Origin of the sequence: Streptomyces griseocarneus (assembly GCF_014655595.1) — a bacterium.
Classification (GTDB): Bacteria; Actinomycetota; Actinomycetes; order Streptomycetales; family Streptomycetaceae; genus Streptomyces; species Streptomyces griseocarneus.
This window is the reverse complement of sequence record NZ_BNBL01000008.1, coordinates 42,640-56,582: the sequence shown is the minus strand read 5'-3', so window position 1 is coordinate 56,582 and position 13,943 is coordinate 42,640. Positions and strand designations below refer to the sequence as shown.

Genomic DNA, 13,943 nt, shown 5'->3' with positions numbered 1-13,943 from the left:
GGACTGAGACACACTGGGCAAGCGACAGCCCGAAGGCCCGCCGCCCGCACCCGCGGTGCAGCGCATTCGTCTGCGTTACACCAAGCGCGGCCGCCTCCGGTTCACCAGCCACCGCGACTTCCAGCGCGCTTTCGAGCGGGCGCTGCGCCGTGCCGAGGTGCCCATGGCGTACTCGGCGGGCTTCACCCCGCACCCCAAGGTCTCGTACGCCAATGCCGCACCCACCGGCACGGGCAGCGAGGCCGAGTACCTGGAGATCCAGCTCGCGGAGGCCCGCGACCCCGCCCGGCTGCGGGAGCTGCTCGACGAGTCGCTGCCGGACGGCCTCGACATCGTCGACGCCGTGGAGGCGCACACCTCCGCCTTCGCCGACCGGCTGCAGGCTTCCGTGTGGGAGCTGCGGCTGGAGGGCGTCGAGCCCGCGGAGGCCGAGAAGGCCGTCGCGGCGTTCATGGCGGCCGAGACGGTCGAGGTCCAGCGCCGGACGAAAAACGGGTTGCGGACCTTCGACGCGCGCGGTGCGGTGACCCGACTCGAGGCGCTGGAGGCTCCGGCCGATAGGCCCGGCGACGGTGCCTGTGCGATACTGCGGCTGGTTGTTCGGCATTTGACACCTGCCGTTCGACCCGACGACGTCCTGTCCGGTCTCCGCGCCACGGCCGACCTGGCGCCGCCGGTCCCCGCTGCGGTGACCAGGCTGGCGCAGGGGCTGCTCGACGATGAGACCGGCACGGTGACCGATCCGCTCGCGCCCGACCGCGACGCCGCCCCGGCCGCTTCTACCACGGCCGCCGGGCCGAGTGCCGCGCAGCAGGTGCCGGAAGGTTCCGCGTAAGGACGGCCGTCGACGCGCCGCCGCGCCACCAGGGAGCCACCCGGTCCGGCAGGCGCACTGACCAGGAGACTTTCGCCGGTGCCGTGACATTCGGACCCGGCGAGCGAGACGACAGCTCCCGTGCGGCGACCGCGCCCCGGACGGCGGTACCGCGCTCATCACGCGGACCGGCGGGCCGGAACACGACGCGGCGCCCGGGAGCGTGACGGGAGAACCGCCCGCATGCTCGAATCCATTGAGCCCACCGAGCCCGGGGCGACGCAGAGCGTCCCCGGCAACAACACCGAAGAGAGCCCCAGCGACACGCTGCCTCCGCGACGCCGCCGCCGTGTGGCGTCCCGTCCGGCGGGTCCGCCGGTCGGGGACGCGGCCGTGACGGCCGCCGCCGACACCGCCTCCGAGCCGGCCGCCGAGGCCGCCCCGGAGACCCCCGCGCGGCCGCGTCGCCGTGCCACCCGCAAGGCGGCGCCCGCCGCCGCTGCCGCCCCTGAGGCCGCTGCCGCGCCCGAGGCCGCCGCCGAGGCTCCGGCCGCGCCGGAGACCCCGGCCCGCCCGCGCCGCCGTGCCACCCGCAAGGCCACCGCACCCGCTGGTGCCCCGCAGGCCGCCGAGGCTGCTGCGGAGCCGGTCGTCGAGGCCGTCGCCGAGCCGGTGGAGGCCGCTGAGGCCGCGCCGGTGGAGGAGAAGCCGGCCCGTACGCGCCGTCGTGCCACCCGTAAGGCCACCGCGCCCGCCGGTGCCCCGAAGACCGCGGAGCCGGCCGCCGAGGCCGCCCCCGAGGCCCCCGAGGTCGTCGCGGAGGAGGCCCCGGCCGCCGCCGCGTCCGAGACCCCGGCCCGTCCGCGCCGTCGTGCCACCCGCCGGGCGTCCGCGCCCGCTGGTGCGCCGCAGGCCGCCGAGGCTGCTGCGGAGCCGGTCGTCGAGGCCGTCGCCGAGCCGGTGGAGGCCGTCGAGGCCGCGCCGGTGGAGGAGAAGCCGGCCCGTACGCGTCGCCGTGCCACCCGCAAGGCCACCGCGCCCGCCGGTGCCCCGCAGGCCGCCGAGGTCGCCCCGGAGCCGGTCGTCGAGGCCGAGGAGGCGGAGGAGGCCGAGGCCGAGGTCGCAATCGTTCCGGTCGAGGAGGCCCCGGCCGCCAAGCCCGCTCGTACGCGCCGTCGTGCCACCCGTGCCGTGAGCGCCCCGACCGGTGAGCCGCTGGCCGCCTCGCCGCTCGTGGCCGAGGAGACCGCGGCCGTCGCCGACATGGCCGAGACCGCCCCCGCGATCGTTCCGGTCGAGGAGGCCCCGGCCGCCAAGCCGGCCCGTGCCCGTCGCCGCGTCACCCGTCCGGCCGGTTCCGCCGCCGCCGGTGAGGCAGCCGCCGAGGCTCCCGCCGAGGAGGCTCCCGCGCCCGCCGCCGAGCCGCGTGCCCGTCGTACGCGCCGCCGTGCCGTCGCCGAGGCCGCCGCCCCGGAGGCCGCCGAGCCGGCCGCGGCCGAGGCCCCCGCGCGGACGCGTCGTCGTGCGGTGCGCCCGCCGACCGCCGTGTTCCAGGCCCCGGTGTTCACCGAGCCGATGTTCCAGACGCCCGAGACCGCTGCCGCCGCCGCGGCTGCCGCCGCCGAGGAGCGGGAGCAGCGCGAGGAGCCGGAGGAGCCCGCCGTCGAGGCCGCGCCCGCCGCCGGTGGCCGTCGTCGCCGTCGTCGCCGTGGCGAGGCCGCCGAGGCCGCTCCGGTCCAGGCCGAGGTCCCCGCCGAGGTCGAGGCCGAGGAGGAGCCGGAGGCCGAGGAGCCCGAGGGCGCCGCGTTCGAGGACGAGGAGCAGGGCGAGCGCCCGTCGCGCCGTCGTCGTCGTGGTGGCCGTCGTCGTCGCCGTGGTGAGGCCGCCGAGGCGGAGCTCGAGGCCGGCGAGGAGGAGGAGGCCGAGGAGGCCGCCGCCGAGGCCGAGGCCGAGGAGGAGGAGCCGGAGACCGAGGAGGCCGCCGCTTCCGGGTCCGCGGGCAGCCGCCGTCGTCGCCGTCGCCGTCGTCGCAGTGGCGAGGCGCTGGAGACCGAGCCGGGTGCGGACGAGCCGGAGCGCACGGTCGTCAAGGTCCGGGAGCCGCGCGAGCGCGCCGCCCGGATGGAGGGCGGCACGGGCTTCGACGAGGTCCAGTCCATCAAGGGCTCGACCCGCATGGAGGCGAAGAAGCAGCGCCGCCGTGAGGGCCGCGAGCAGGGCCGCCGCCGGGTGCCGATCATCACCGAGGCCGAGTTCCTGGCCCGCCGTGAGGCCGTCGAGCGGGTGATGGTGGTCCGTGAGAACGGTGACCGCACCCAGATCGGCGTGCTCGAGGACAACATCCTCGTGGAGCACTTCGTCAACAAGGAGCAGGCCACCAGCTACGTCGGCAACGTCTACCTGGGCAAGGTCCAGAACGTCCTGCCGTCGATGGAGGCCGCCTTCGTCGACATCGGCAAGGGCCGCAACGCCGTGCTCTACGCGGGCGAGGTCAACTTCGAGGCGCTCGGCATGGGCAACGGCCCGCGCCGCATCGAGGCGGCGCTGAAGTCCGGCCAGTCGGTGCTGGTGCAGGTCACCAAGGACCCGATCGGTCACAAGGGTGCCCGTCTGACCAGCCAGGTCTCCCTGCCGGGCCGCTACCTGGTCTACGTGCCCGAGGGCTCGATGACCGGCATCAGCCGCAAGCTGCCCGACACCGAGCGCGCGCGTCTGAAGCAGATCCTCAAGAAGATCGTTCCCGAGGACGCGGGCGTGATCGTCCGTACCGCCGCCGAGGGTGCGAGCGAGGACGAGCTGCGTCGTGACGTGGAGCGGCTGCAGGCGCAGTGGGAGGACATCCAGAAGAAGTCGAAGCAGATCTCGACGAGCTCGCCGAGCCTGCTGTACGGCGAGCCGGACATGACCGTCCGGGTCGTGCGCGACATCTTCAACGAGGACTTCTCGAAGGTCATCGTCAGCGGTGACCAGGCGTGGGAGACCATCCACGGCTACGTCTCGCACGTCGCGCCCGACCTGGCGGACCGGCTGCAGAAGTGGACGTCGGACGTCGACGTCTTCGCCACGTACCGGATCGACGAGCAGCTGATGAAGGCGCTGGACCGCAAGGTCTGGCTGCCCAGCGGCGGCTCGCTGGTGATCGACCGGACCGAGGCGATGGTCGTCGTCGACGTCAACACCGGCAAGTTCACCGGCCAGGGCGGCAACCTGGAGGAGACGGTCACCAGGAACAACCTGGAGGCGGCCGAGGAGATCGTGCGCCAGCTGCGGCTGCGCGACCTCGGCGGCATCATCGTGATCGACTTCATCGACATGGTGCTGGAGTCGAACCGGGACCTGGTGCTGCGGCGCCTGCTGGAGTGCCTGGGCCGGGACCGTACGAAGCACCAGGTGGCCGAGGTGACCTCGCTGGGCCTGGTCCAGATGACGCGCAAGCGCGTCGGCCAGGGCCTGCTGGAGTCCTTCTCCGAGGCCTGTGTCCACTGCAACGGCCGTGGCGTGCTGGTCCACATGGACCAGCCGGCGACCACGGGCGGCGGCGGTGGCGGCGGCAAGCGCGGCAAGAAGAAGGGCAAGGGTGCCGCCGAGGCCCCCGAGCCCGTCGCCGCGCCGGAGGCCGTGGAGGAGGCTCCCGAGCTGGAGCCCGTGCCGGTGGCCGAGGCGGACCTGGTGCCGTCGGTCGGCGGTGACGAGGAGTGGTTCGGCAGCGCGGCCGAGGCCGAGGCGGCCGCCAAGCGCGGCGGTCGTACGCGTCGCCGGGCGACCCGCAAGGCGTCCGCTCCGGCGGGTGCGCCGCGTGCGGAGCGGGCGGCCGAGCCCGAGGTCGTCGTCGAGGCGCCCGTCGAGGCCCCGGTCGAGGTCGTCGCGGAGCCCGAGCCGGCGCCCGCGCCGGTGGCCGAGCCCGAGGTCGTCGTCGAGCCCGAGGCCGCCGAGCCGGTGGCCGAGGCCGTGGCGCCCGTGGAGGCGGCGGCTCCGGCCCGTCCGCGCCGCCGGGCGACGCGCAGGGTGTCCGCTCCGGCGGGCTCGCCCTCGGGTGCGGAGGAGGCGGCCGTGGTCGTCGTCAGCGCGCCGGCGGCGGAGCCGGTGGCGGCCGAGGAGCCCGTCGCGGAGCCCGTGGAGGCGGCCGAGGAGGCCCCCGCCAAGAAGACGGCCCGTAAGACGGCCGCCAAGAAGGCTCCGGCGAAGAAGGCCGCCACGGCCAAGAAGGCGGTGGCGAAGAAGACCACCACCGCCAAGAAGGCCACGGCCAAGAAGGCGGCCACCAAGACCGCCAAGAAGGCCACCACCAAGAAGGCGGCGGCCAAGAAGACCGCGGCCGCCGAGGCCTCCTCGGAGGACTGAGCTCCATCCGGTGGTCCGGGCCCCGCCACGGGGCCCGGACCCCGGTTTGACCCCCTGGTCAAGGCCCCGTAACCTTGACCGTCGGCGTCTGTGTGGCGCCACACCACTGAGCAAACACCTCCCGGCATGCCGGGAGAGGCCGCTCGTCCATTCGGACTGTCACGGGCTTTCGCCCGTGCGAGCGGCTGGCATCAGCGGTCCCGTTTACTAGCGAGAGTGAGATCCGCGTGTACGCAGTCGTGCGTAGCGGTGGTCGCCAGCACAAGGTTGCTGTCGGCGACATCGTCGAGGTTGACAAGATTTCCGACGGCAAGGTGGGCGACTCTGTCGAGCTCTCCACGCTGCTCGTGGTCGACGGTGAGTCCGTCACCAGCGACCCGTGGGTCCTGGCGGGCATCAAGGTCCAGGCCGAGATCGTGGACCACCACAAGGGTGCCAAGATCGACATCCTGAAGTACAAGAACAAGACCGGTTACCGCAAGCGCATCGGTCACCGCCAGCAGTACACCGCGGTGAAGATCACCGGCATCCCCACGGCTGCGAAGTAAGGGACTGAGAACACATGGCACACAAGAAGGGCGCATCGTCCACCCGGAACGGTCGCGACTCCAATGCCCAGCGGCTCGGCGTGAAGCGCTTCGGCGGTCAGGTCGTCAACGCCGGTGAGATCCTGGTCCGCCAGCGCGGCACCCACTTCCACCCGGGCGCCGGTGTCGGTCGCGGCGGCGACGACACCCTGTTCGCGCTGCAGGCCGGTGCGGTGCAGTTCGGCACCCACCGTGGCCGCAAGGTCGTCAACATCGTTCCGGCCGTCTGATCCACTGGGATCCTGACGCCGTAGAGCGATGAGCGAGGGCGGATCTCGCTTCCCTGCGGGGAAGCGGGTCCGCCCTTGTCGCGTTACAACAGAGACATCCCCGTAAGTATCTGGAGGCACACCGCTATGACCACCTTCGTGGACCGCGTCGAGCTGCATGTCGCCGCGGGTAACGGAGGCCACGGCTGCGCCTCCGTACACCGTGAGAAGTTCAAGCCGCTCGGCGGCCCCGACGGCGGCAACGGCGGCCGTGGCGGTGACGTGACGCTGGTCGTGGACCAGTCCGTCACGACGCTTCTCGAGTACCACCACAGCCCGCACCGCAAGGCCACCAACGGCAAGCCCGGCGAGGGCGGCAACCGCTCCGGCAAGGACGGCACGGACCTGGTCCTGCCGGTGCCCGACGGCACGGTCGTCCTGGACCGCCGGGGCAACGTCCTCGCCGACCTGGTCGGCGAGGGCACCACCTACGTCGCGTCCCAGGGCGGCCGCGGCGGCCTCGGCAACGCCGCGCTGGCCTCGGCGCGCCGCAAGGCCCCGGGCTTCGCGCTGCTGGGCGAGCCGGGCCAGACGCAGGACATCGTCCTGGAGCTGAAGACCGTCGCCGACGTGGCGCTGGTCGGCTACCCGAGCGCGGGCAAGTCCTCGCTGATCTCGGTCCTGTCCGCCGCCAGGCCGAAGATCGCGGACTACCCCTTCACCACGCTGGTGCCCAACCTGGGCGTGGTCACCGCCGGCTCGACCGTCTACACCATCGCCGACGTCCCCGGCCTGATCCCCGGCGCCAGCCAGGGCAAGGGCCTGGGCCTGGAGTTCCTGCGCCACGTCGAGCGCTGCTCGGTGCTGGTGCACGTGCTCGACACGGCGACGCTGGAGTCCGAGCGCGACCCGCTGAGCGACCTCGACGCCATCGAGGCCGAGCTGAAGGAGTACGGCGGCCTGGACGACCGGCCCCGCGTCGTCGTCCTCAACAAGGTCGACATCCCCGACGGCAAGGACCTCGCCGACATCATCCGCCCCGAGCTCGAGTCCCGCGGCTTCCGCATCTTCGAGGTCTCGGCCGTCTCCCGCCTGGGCCTGAAGGAGCTCTCCTTCGCGCTGGCCGACATCGTCGCCGCGGCGCGCGCGGCCAAGCCGAAGGAGGAGGCGACCCGCATCGTCATCCGTCCGAAGGCCGTCGACGACGCGGGCTTCACGGTCACGCTGGAGGAGGACGGCCTCTACCGCGTGCGCGGCGAGAAGCCGGAGCGCTGGGTGCGCCAGACCGACTTCAACAACGACGAGGCCGTCGGTTACCTGGCCGACCGCCTCAACCGCCTGGGCGTCGAGGACGAGCTGATGAAGGCCGGTGCCCGCGCGGGCGACGGCGTGGCCATCGGCTCCGAGGACAACGCGGTCGTCTTCGACTGGGAGCCCTCGATGGCCGCCGGCGCGGAGATGCTCGGCCGCCGTGGCGAGGACCACCGTCTCGAGGCGCCGCGCCCCGCCGCGCAGCGCCGTCGTGACCGCGACGCCGAGCGCGACGAGGCGGCGCAGGAGTACGAGGGGTTCAACCCGTTCGGCGGGTGAGCCCGGCCGTGGCGGCCATGACGTAAACGGCCGCCACGTCACGCACATGACGAAGGCCCCCGGGAGGTTCTCCTCCCGGGGGCCTTCGTCATGTGTGCGTACCCGACGGGTACGCGTGCGCGCGGGCGCGCGTGGCGGCTACGCGGCCGTGACCGGCTCGTCGGCCGTGCCGGCGGCGGTACGCGGCGAGGGGATCTCCGAGGAGCGGGCCTCCATCCGGACCCGGCGCTCGTCCGCCTTCGCGCACAGCGCCTGCGCGGCCGCGTTGAAGCGGACCAGCGACGGCGGGTCGGAGGGACCGAGCAGCTGGACCTTCAGCTCGGCGCGGGCCTCGGCGAGAGTGTCCAGGGCGGGGTCGCGGACGGCGGCCATCAGGCCCGCCACCTCGGTGGCCTCGGGCGTGAGGATGGTCGCCGCGCTGACCGTCGGGAAGTTCGCGCGGAACTCCTCCTCGGACATGCCGCTGGTGTTCGCGACCGCGTACGGCTTCTCGCTGATCAGGTAGTCGGAGACGACGCTGGAGACGTCGCTGATGAGCAGGTCCGACTCGTTGAAGCAGCTGAAGAGCGCCGGGCGGGCGGTCGTGATGATCTGGTGCTCCCACTCCGGCAGCGAGGCCCAGTAGGCGGCCTCCCAGGCCGCGGTGGCGGCCTCGACGGTCGCGGCGCGGCCCTTCTCCGGGGTGCCCTGCAGCAGCATCCGCTCGATCTCGTCGGCGCTGTCCCGGAACGTGCTGGTGGTCAGCTCGTCCAGCTCGGCCGTGCGGCGGGCGAGCTCGGCGGCCGCCTCGGCGCCGGGGCGGGGGCCGGAGCGGTGGGTGTTGGCCTCGCGGATCATGGCCTGGATGCGCTCGTCGGCGCGGCCGGCGCGCGGGTCGACGGAGCCCGTCATGGGGTGCGGCTTGTACAGCAGGCGCACGCCCGGGTCGGCGAGCAGCGCGCGGACGATGTTCTCGCCCGCCAGGATGACCGAGGTGTTGCCGGGGTTGCCGTCCCAGCCCTCCCAGGTGGGGGCGTACAGCACGGTGGTGTACGTACCCGTGGGCGGGCCGGCGTACGGCGTGATCGGCTCCAGCTGCGGGCGGCCGACCTCGACGACGTCCTTGTCCTCGACGCCGATGTCGGCGAGCTGGTAGCGGTCGCGGGCGGCGGGGCCGGCGACCCAGATCTCGTCGTACGCCTTGGAGTAGGGGTTGCAGCTGGAGAGCTTGTCGCTCTCGCCGTGGTTGATGAAGGAGTGCTTGATCGACGGCATCCGCAGGACCTGCGAGGTCTTACCGGAGTTCGCCGGGTGCAGCATCATCTTGAGCGAGGACGTCTCCAGGGCCATCAGGTGGACGACCTTGGGGATGCAGACGATCGGCACGTCGGTGGCCTCGATCTTCTGCATCATGAAGCGCTCGCGGAGCACGATGACGGGGTTGCCGTCCAGCTCGGCGAGGGTGGAGAGCCACATGTTGGCCTGGTAGGCCGAGGTGGTGCCGCCGGAGAAGTACATGCCGATGGTCGGCTTGTAGTCGGCCAGCCAGCGGTCGAGCCACTCCAGGGCCTGCTGCTCGCGGGCGATGCGCTTCTTGGGGCGCAGCCAGCCGGCGAGGTAGAGCGTGCCGCCGAGGGCCAGCAGCAGCGAGACGCCGACGCCGATCCCGGCCCACAGGGCGTTGTGCGTGCCGGCGGTGACCAGCAGGCCGGCCGTGGCGGGGACCGCGAAGCGCAGCAGCCGGCGGCCGTGCTGGCGGGCCAGCAGGCGCGGCGGGGCGGCGGTCAGGTGCAGCCCGGTGGTGTCGACGTTGCGCGTGAGGAACGGCAGCGTGCGGGTGCGGCGGACGAGGATCGCGGCGGCCTGGCAGGCCAGGTGGGCGGCGTAGAAGAGCGCGAGCCCGGCGACCACGGGGACGTAGCCGCGCAGCGAGCCGTCGCCGTGCAGCCGCACCAGCCCGATCAGCAGCAGCATGTCGCGCAGCAGCTGGCGCACCATGACGTCGAAGCGGATCTTGCCGAGTACGGCGACGAGACCGGGGTCACGGTGCTGCAGATAGAGATCGAGCGCGAGGCCCGCCGCCGAGGCGGTGATGAGGAGCGGCACATTGGGCAGCAGCGAGCCGACGAGCTGGGTGGCGAAGAACACCAGCATCGCGAGCAGCGCCGCGAGCTGTACGGCTCGGCGGGAGGCTGTTCCGGCAGAAGGCACTGGACGGGCTCCTGGCAGGAGGACTAGGGATTCATGGGGGGAACCGTCGTGGCGCGCGGAGCCCGCGGTGGACAACGGTCGACCACCGACCGTATGACGGTCGCTGGTCCGGGAGCAATCTTCCCCCATGTCAACCAGCACAAAATAGGGTCGAACGACCACAATCGTCAGGCGGTAGATTTGCCTGCCTGAGCAGGCAGGCATAGCTACGGCGATCACAGGGGTGTACGTACGTTGACAGGGGCAGGCGAGCTGCACGGGGTCCGGCGCGAGGTCGTGTCCTCCCGCCGGATCGTGGTCAAGGTGGGGTCCTCCTCCCTCACCACCGCGGGCGGGGGACTGGACGCGGACCGCGTTGACGCGCTGGTCGACACGCTGGCCAAGGCCGGCGGGGACAAGGAGGTCGTCCTGGTCTCCTCGGGTGCGATCGCCGCCGGTCTCGCGCCGCTGGGCCTGGACCGCCGCCCGCGCGACCTGGCCCGGCAGCAGGCGGCCGCGAGCGTGGGCCAGGGGCTGCTGGTCGCCCGTTACACCGCGTCGTTCGCCCGCTACGGCCGCCGGGTCGGGCAGGTGCTGCTGACCACGGACGACACCAGCCGGCGGGCGCACTACCGCAACGCCCGCCGGACGCTGGACCAGCTGCTGGCCATGGGGGCCGTGCCGGTCGTCAACGAGAACGACACGGTCGCCACGGACGAGATCCGCTTCGGCGACAACGACCGGCTGGCCGCCCTCGTCGCCCATCTGGTCCGGGCCGACCTCCTGGTCCTGCTGTCGGACGTCGACGGCCTCTACGACGGCGATCCCAGCCTCCCGGGCACCTCTCGGATCGCCGAGGTGGCCGGTCCGGCCGATCTCGAGGGCGTTTCCATCGGCAGCGCGGGCAAGGCCGGCGTGGGCACGGGCGGCATGGTGACCAAGGTCGAGGCCGCCCGGATCGCGGCCGCGGCCGGCATCCCGGTCGTGCTGACCTCCGCCAGCCAGGCCGCCGACGCCCTGCGGGGCCACGGCACGGGCACGTACTTCCACCGCACCGGCCGCCGCTCGGCCGACCGTCTGCTGTGGCTGGCGCACGCCTCCACCCCGCGCGGCGCCCTGACCCTGGACGACGGGGCGGTGCGGGCCGTGATCGAGGGGACGGCCTCGCTGCTGCCGGCGGGCATCGCGTCGGTCGAGGGGGAGTTCAGCGCGGGCGACCCGGTGGAGCTGCGGGACGGCACGGGGCGGGCCGTGGCCCGCGGGCTGGTCACCTACGACGCTGCGGAGATCCCCCAGCTGCTGGGCCGCTCCACCCGTGACCTGGCCCGTGACCTCGGGCCGGGCTACGAGCGCGAGGTCGTGCACCGCGACGACCTGGTCGTGCTGCGTCGCTGACGAACGTTACGCAAAGGCGAGAAAGGCTCGGTAAGGCCAGCCTTTCCATGGAGCCTTTCCGTAAAACCGTCACGCGGCCGCCCCCGGACTGGTCAACTTTGATGCATGGGGCCGTGATGGACGCACGGCCCCTCGGCACCACGGCTCCGCCGCACGCGCGCGGAGCAGCGAGCAAGGAGGCCGCCGGTGAGACGAGGGCGCCCAGGGGCGCTGCCCCGAGGGACGGCTGGGCGGGCACTGACCAGCGTCGGGACAGGCGACACGGGGGATCGGGCGGAGGAGGCCGCGCACGACGCGGCCGCGCGGCTGTGGCACGTCACGCTCAGCGTCTCGGGTGCCGAGGCGCCGCTGGGGGAGGTCCGGCGGGCGCTGGAGCAGCTCGCCCACGACCATCCCTTCCTGCTGACCAGCCGCTACGCCAACGACCACGCCGAGATCCGCTACTGGGAGGAGGCGCGCGACCTGCACGACGCCGCGGCCGTGGCGCTGCGGCTGTGGGGCGAGCACCGCTCGACCGCCCGGCTGCCGCCGTGGGAGATCGTGGGCCTGGAGGTCATCGACCGCGAGACCTACCACCAGCGCATCGCCGAGGGGTACGGCCCGCTGCCGGCCACCCCGGTGGGAGTGCATCCCTTCTGACCCGCCCCCGTGCCGTTCTCGCGCGGGATCCCGTGGCCCGCCGCGGCCGCGTCGTCCGTTCCGTCGTCTCGCTCCGGTCATACCGGCCGTCCCGGAGTGTGGAATACCGGATGGCCGCGGCCCGTGCCACGGTTAGGCTGCGGCCATGAGCAGCGTTTTCCCCTCCCCCCTCGCCGACCCCATGCCGCAGTCCCCGGTGCTGCGCGCCGCCTACCGCGCCCGCGCCGCCGCCGCCGAGCTGGCGCCGCTGCCACGGTCGGCGAAGGACGAGGCGCTGCTGGCCATCGCCGACGCGCTGGAGGTGCGCACGCGCGAGATCCTCGAGGCCAACGCCGAGGACGTCGCCAAGGCCCGGGCCGCCGGTACGAGCGAGAGCGTCGTCGACCGGCTCACCCTCACCCCCGAGCGGGTGCGGGCCATCGCCCAGGACGTCCGGGACGTCGCGGCCCTGCCCGACCCGGTGGGCGAGGTCGTCCGCGGCTCCACGCTCCCCAACGGCATCGACCTGCGCCAGGTGCGGGTGCCGCTCGGCGTCGTCGGCATCATCTACGAGGCCCGCCCGAACGTGACGGTCGACGCCGCCGCCCTGTGCCTGAAGTCGGGCAACGCCGTGCTGCTGCGCGGCTCCTCCTCCGCGTACGCCTCGAACACCGCCCTGGTGCGCGTGGTGCGCGACGCGGTCGGCGGGGCCGGGCTGCCGGCGGACGCCGTGCAGCTGGTCCCGGGCGAGAGCCGGGAGTCCGTCCGCGAGCTGATGCGCGCCCGCGGCATGGTCGACGTGCTGATCCCGCGCGGCGGCGCCTCGCTGATCCGCACGGTCGTCCAGGAGTCCACCGTCCCGGTGATCGAGACGGGCACGGGCAACTGCCACGTGTACGTCGACGCCGAGGCCGACCTCGACATGGCCGTCGAGATCCTGATCAACTCCAAGGCCAGCCGGGTCAGCGTCTGCAACGCCGCCGAGACCCTGCTGGTCCACCAGGACATCGCCGAGCGCTTCCTGCCGCTCGCGCTGGCGGCCCTGGCCGAGGCGGGCGTGACCGTGCACGGCGACGAGCGGGTCGTCGAGCTCGCCGCCGCCGCGGACTCGGGCGCCACGGTCGTGGCCGCGACGGCCGAGGACTGGGAGACGGAGTACCTCTCGTACGACATCGCCGCCGCCGTGGTGGAGGACCTGGACGCGGCCGTGCGCCACATCCGGCTGTGGACCTCCGGGCACACGGAGGCGATCGTCACCACGTCGCAGGCCGCCGCCCGTCGCTTCACCCAGCTGGTGGACTCCACCACGGTCGCGGTCAACGCCTCCACGCGCTTCACCGACGGCGGCCAGTTCGGCTTCGGCGCCGAGATCGGGATCTCCACGCAGAAGCTGCACGCCCGGGGGCCGATGGGGCTGCCGGAGCTGACGTCCACCAAGTACATCGTCACCGGCGACGGTCACATCCGCGGGCGGTAGGCCTAATTCCCGTACCGGCCGCGCGGATTGACCGGTTCGGGTCTACGCTGGACGGGTGCCGGACGACGTGGGGGGCAGGCCGTTCCCGGACGGCGAGGAGCCCGACAGCCACCGCCATGGAGACGCGGACGACGCGTTCGCCTCCGTGGTCTTCGACGAGGAGTTCGTGCGGTCCGCCGCGATCCACGAACCCTCCGCGGTCGAGCGGATGCTCGCCGCCGACCGGGCCCGCGCCGAGGCGGACGCCGCGTGGTCCCGGGCCGGGGGCGGCTCCGCCGACGACGACCCGTACGACGACGACCGCGCCCTCGGCCCGGCCGGCGGCCCGGCCGGGCCGCACGCCGACCGGCTGGGGGAGCTGCACGGCCTGGCCCGGGACCTCGACCCGGACGACGCCTACGGCCCCTACGGCCGCTACGGCATCGTGCGCGGCCCCTACCGCGGCCATGCCCGCTGGCACCGCCCGGTGGCCTGGGTGCTCGCCGTGGTCATGGGCATCGGCGTGGTGGCCCTCGCCTTCACCGCCGTCTACCGCGGCGCCTCCTCGGGCAAGGGTCAGGAGCCCGCCCCGCCGCCCGCGAGGACCGGCGTGGACGCCCCGGCGGGGGAGCGCCAGGGGCCCCTGCCGTCGGTGTCGGCCGACTCCGAGCCACCGGTGGCCTCTGCCGTGCCACCCCAGCACTGACGGTCACATCCGGGCGATTCCGGTGACTTTCTGTCATTCGGTGACTGGCCGCGACAGC

The 13,943-nt window shown here is 73.6% G+C and carries 10 protein-coding genes; 9 read left to right on the top strand and 1 reads right to left on the bottom strand.

Annotated features, from left to right (window positions below; all coding sequences use genetic code 11):
* The first annotated feature begins 55 nt into the window (after window positions 1–55).
* The 5 genes from IE295_RS20695 (at window position 56) to obgE (ending at window position 7,541) form a co-directional block, all read left to right on the top strand.
* Window positions 56–835 carry a TIGR03936 family radical SAM-associated protein gene (locus tag IE295_RS20695; protein ID WP_190065204.1) on the top strand — a complete coding sequence of 260 codons (780 nt, stop codon included), beginning with the start codon at window positions 56–58 and terminating at the stop codon, window positions 833–835.
* Window positions 836–1,057: 222 nt separating this feature from the next.
* Window positions 1,058–5,155: an Rne/Rng family ribonuclease gene (locus IE295_RS20690; protein WP_190065203.1), complete on the top strand. Its 4,098-nt coding sequence runs from the start codon at window positions 1,058–1,060 to the stop codon at window positions 5,153–5,155.
* A 227-nt stretch (window positions 5,156–5,382) separates the two neighbouring features.
* Entirely contained in the window at window positions 5,383–5,703 is a 321-nt protein-coding gene (rplU, locus tag IE295_RS20685) for a 50S ribosomal protein L21 (RefSeq protein ID WP_086568924.1), read from the top strand.
* Window positions 5,704–5,717: 14 nt separating this feature from the next.
* Window positions 5,718–5,972, top strand: a complete 255-nt coding sequence (gene rpmA / locus IE295_RS20680; protein ID WP_071963337.1) for a 50S ribosomal protein L27 — start codon at window positions 5,718–5,720, stop codon at window positions 5,970–5,972.
* Window positions 5,973–6,098: 126 nt separating this feature from the next.
* Entirely contained in the window at window positions 6,099–7,541 is a 1,443-nt protein-coding gene (gene obgE, locus IE295_RS20675; RefSeq protein WP_190065202.1) for a GTPase ObgE, read from the top strand.
* Between the two features lie 138 nt (window positions 7,542–7,679).
* Here the strand turns inward: obgE and IE295_RS20670 are convergent, their stop codons facing one another.
* Window positions 7,680–9,731 (bottom strand): CDP-glycerol glycerophosphotransferase family protein, encoded by a 2,052-nt coding sequence (locus tag IE295_RS20670; protein WP_190065201.1) that lies wholly within the window; start codon window positions 9,729–9,731, stop codon window positions 7,680–7,682.
* Window positions 9,732–10,025: 294 nt separating this feature from the next.
* Between IE295_RS20670 and proB the strand changes: the two genes are divergently transcribed.
* The 4 genes from proB to IE295_RS20650 all read left to right on the top strand — a co-directional run bounded on the left by proB (window position 10,026) and on the right by IE295_RS20650 (window position 13,885).
* A complete protein-coding gene (gene proB / locus IE295_RS20665; RefSeq protein ID WP_308013133.1) occupies window positions 10,026–11,105 on the top strand; it encodes a glutamate 5-kinase in 1,080 nt (359 codons plus the stop codon).
* A gap of 186 nt (window positions 11,106–11,291) precedes the next feature.
* Entirely contained in the window at window positions 11,292–11,744 is a 453-nt protein-coding gene (locus IE295_RS20660) for a DUF8830 family protein (RefSeq protein ID WP_190065200.1), read from the top strand.
* A gap of 145 nt (window positions 11,745–11,889) precedes the next feature.
* A complete protein-coding gene (locus IE295_RS20655) occupies window positions 11,890–13,200 on the top strand; it encodes a glutamate-5-semialdehyde dehydrogenase (RefSeq protein WP_190065199.1) in 1,311 nt (436 codons plus the stop codon).
* A gap of 55 nt (window positions 13,201–13,255) precedes the next feature.
* Window positions 13,256–13,885: an SCO2584 family spore wall biosynthesis protein gene (locus tag IE295_RS20650; protein ID WP_190065198.1), complete on the top strand. Its 630-nt coding sequence runs from the start codon at window positions 13,256–13,258 to the stop codon at window positions 13,883–13,885.
* Window positions 13,886–13,943 lie beyond the last annotated feature (58 nt).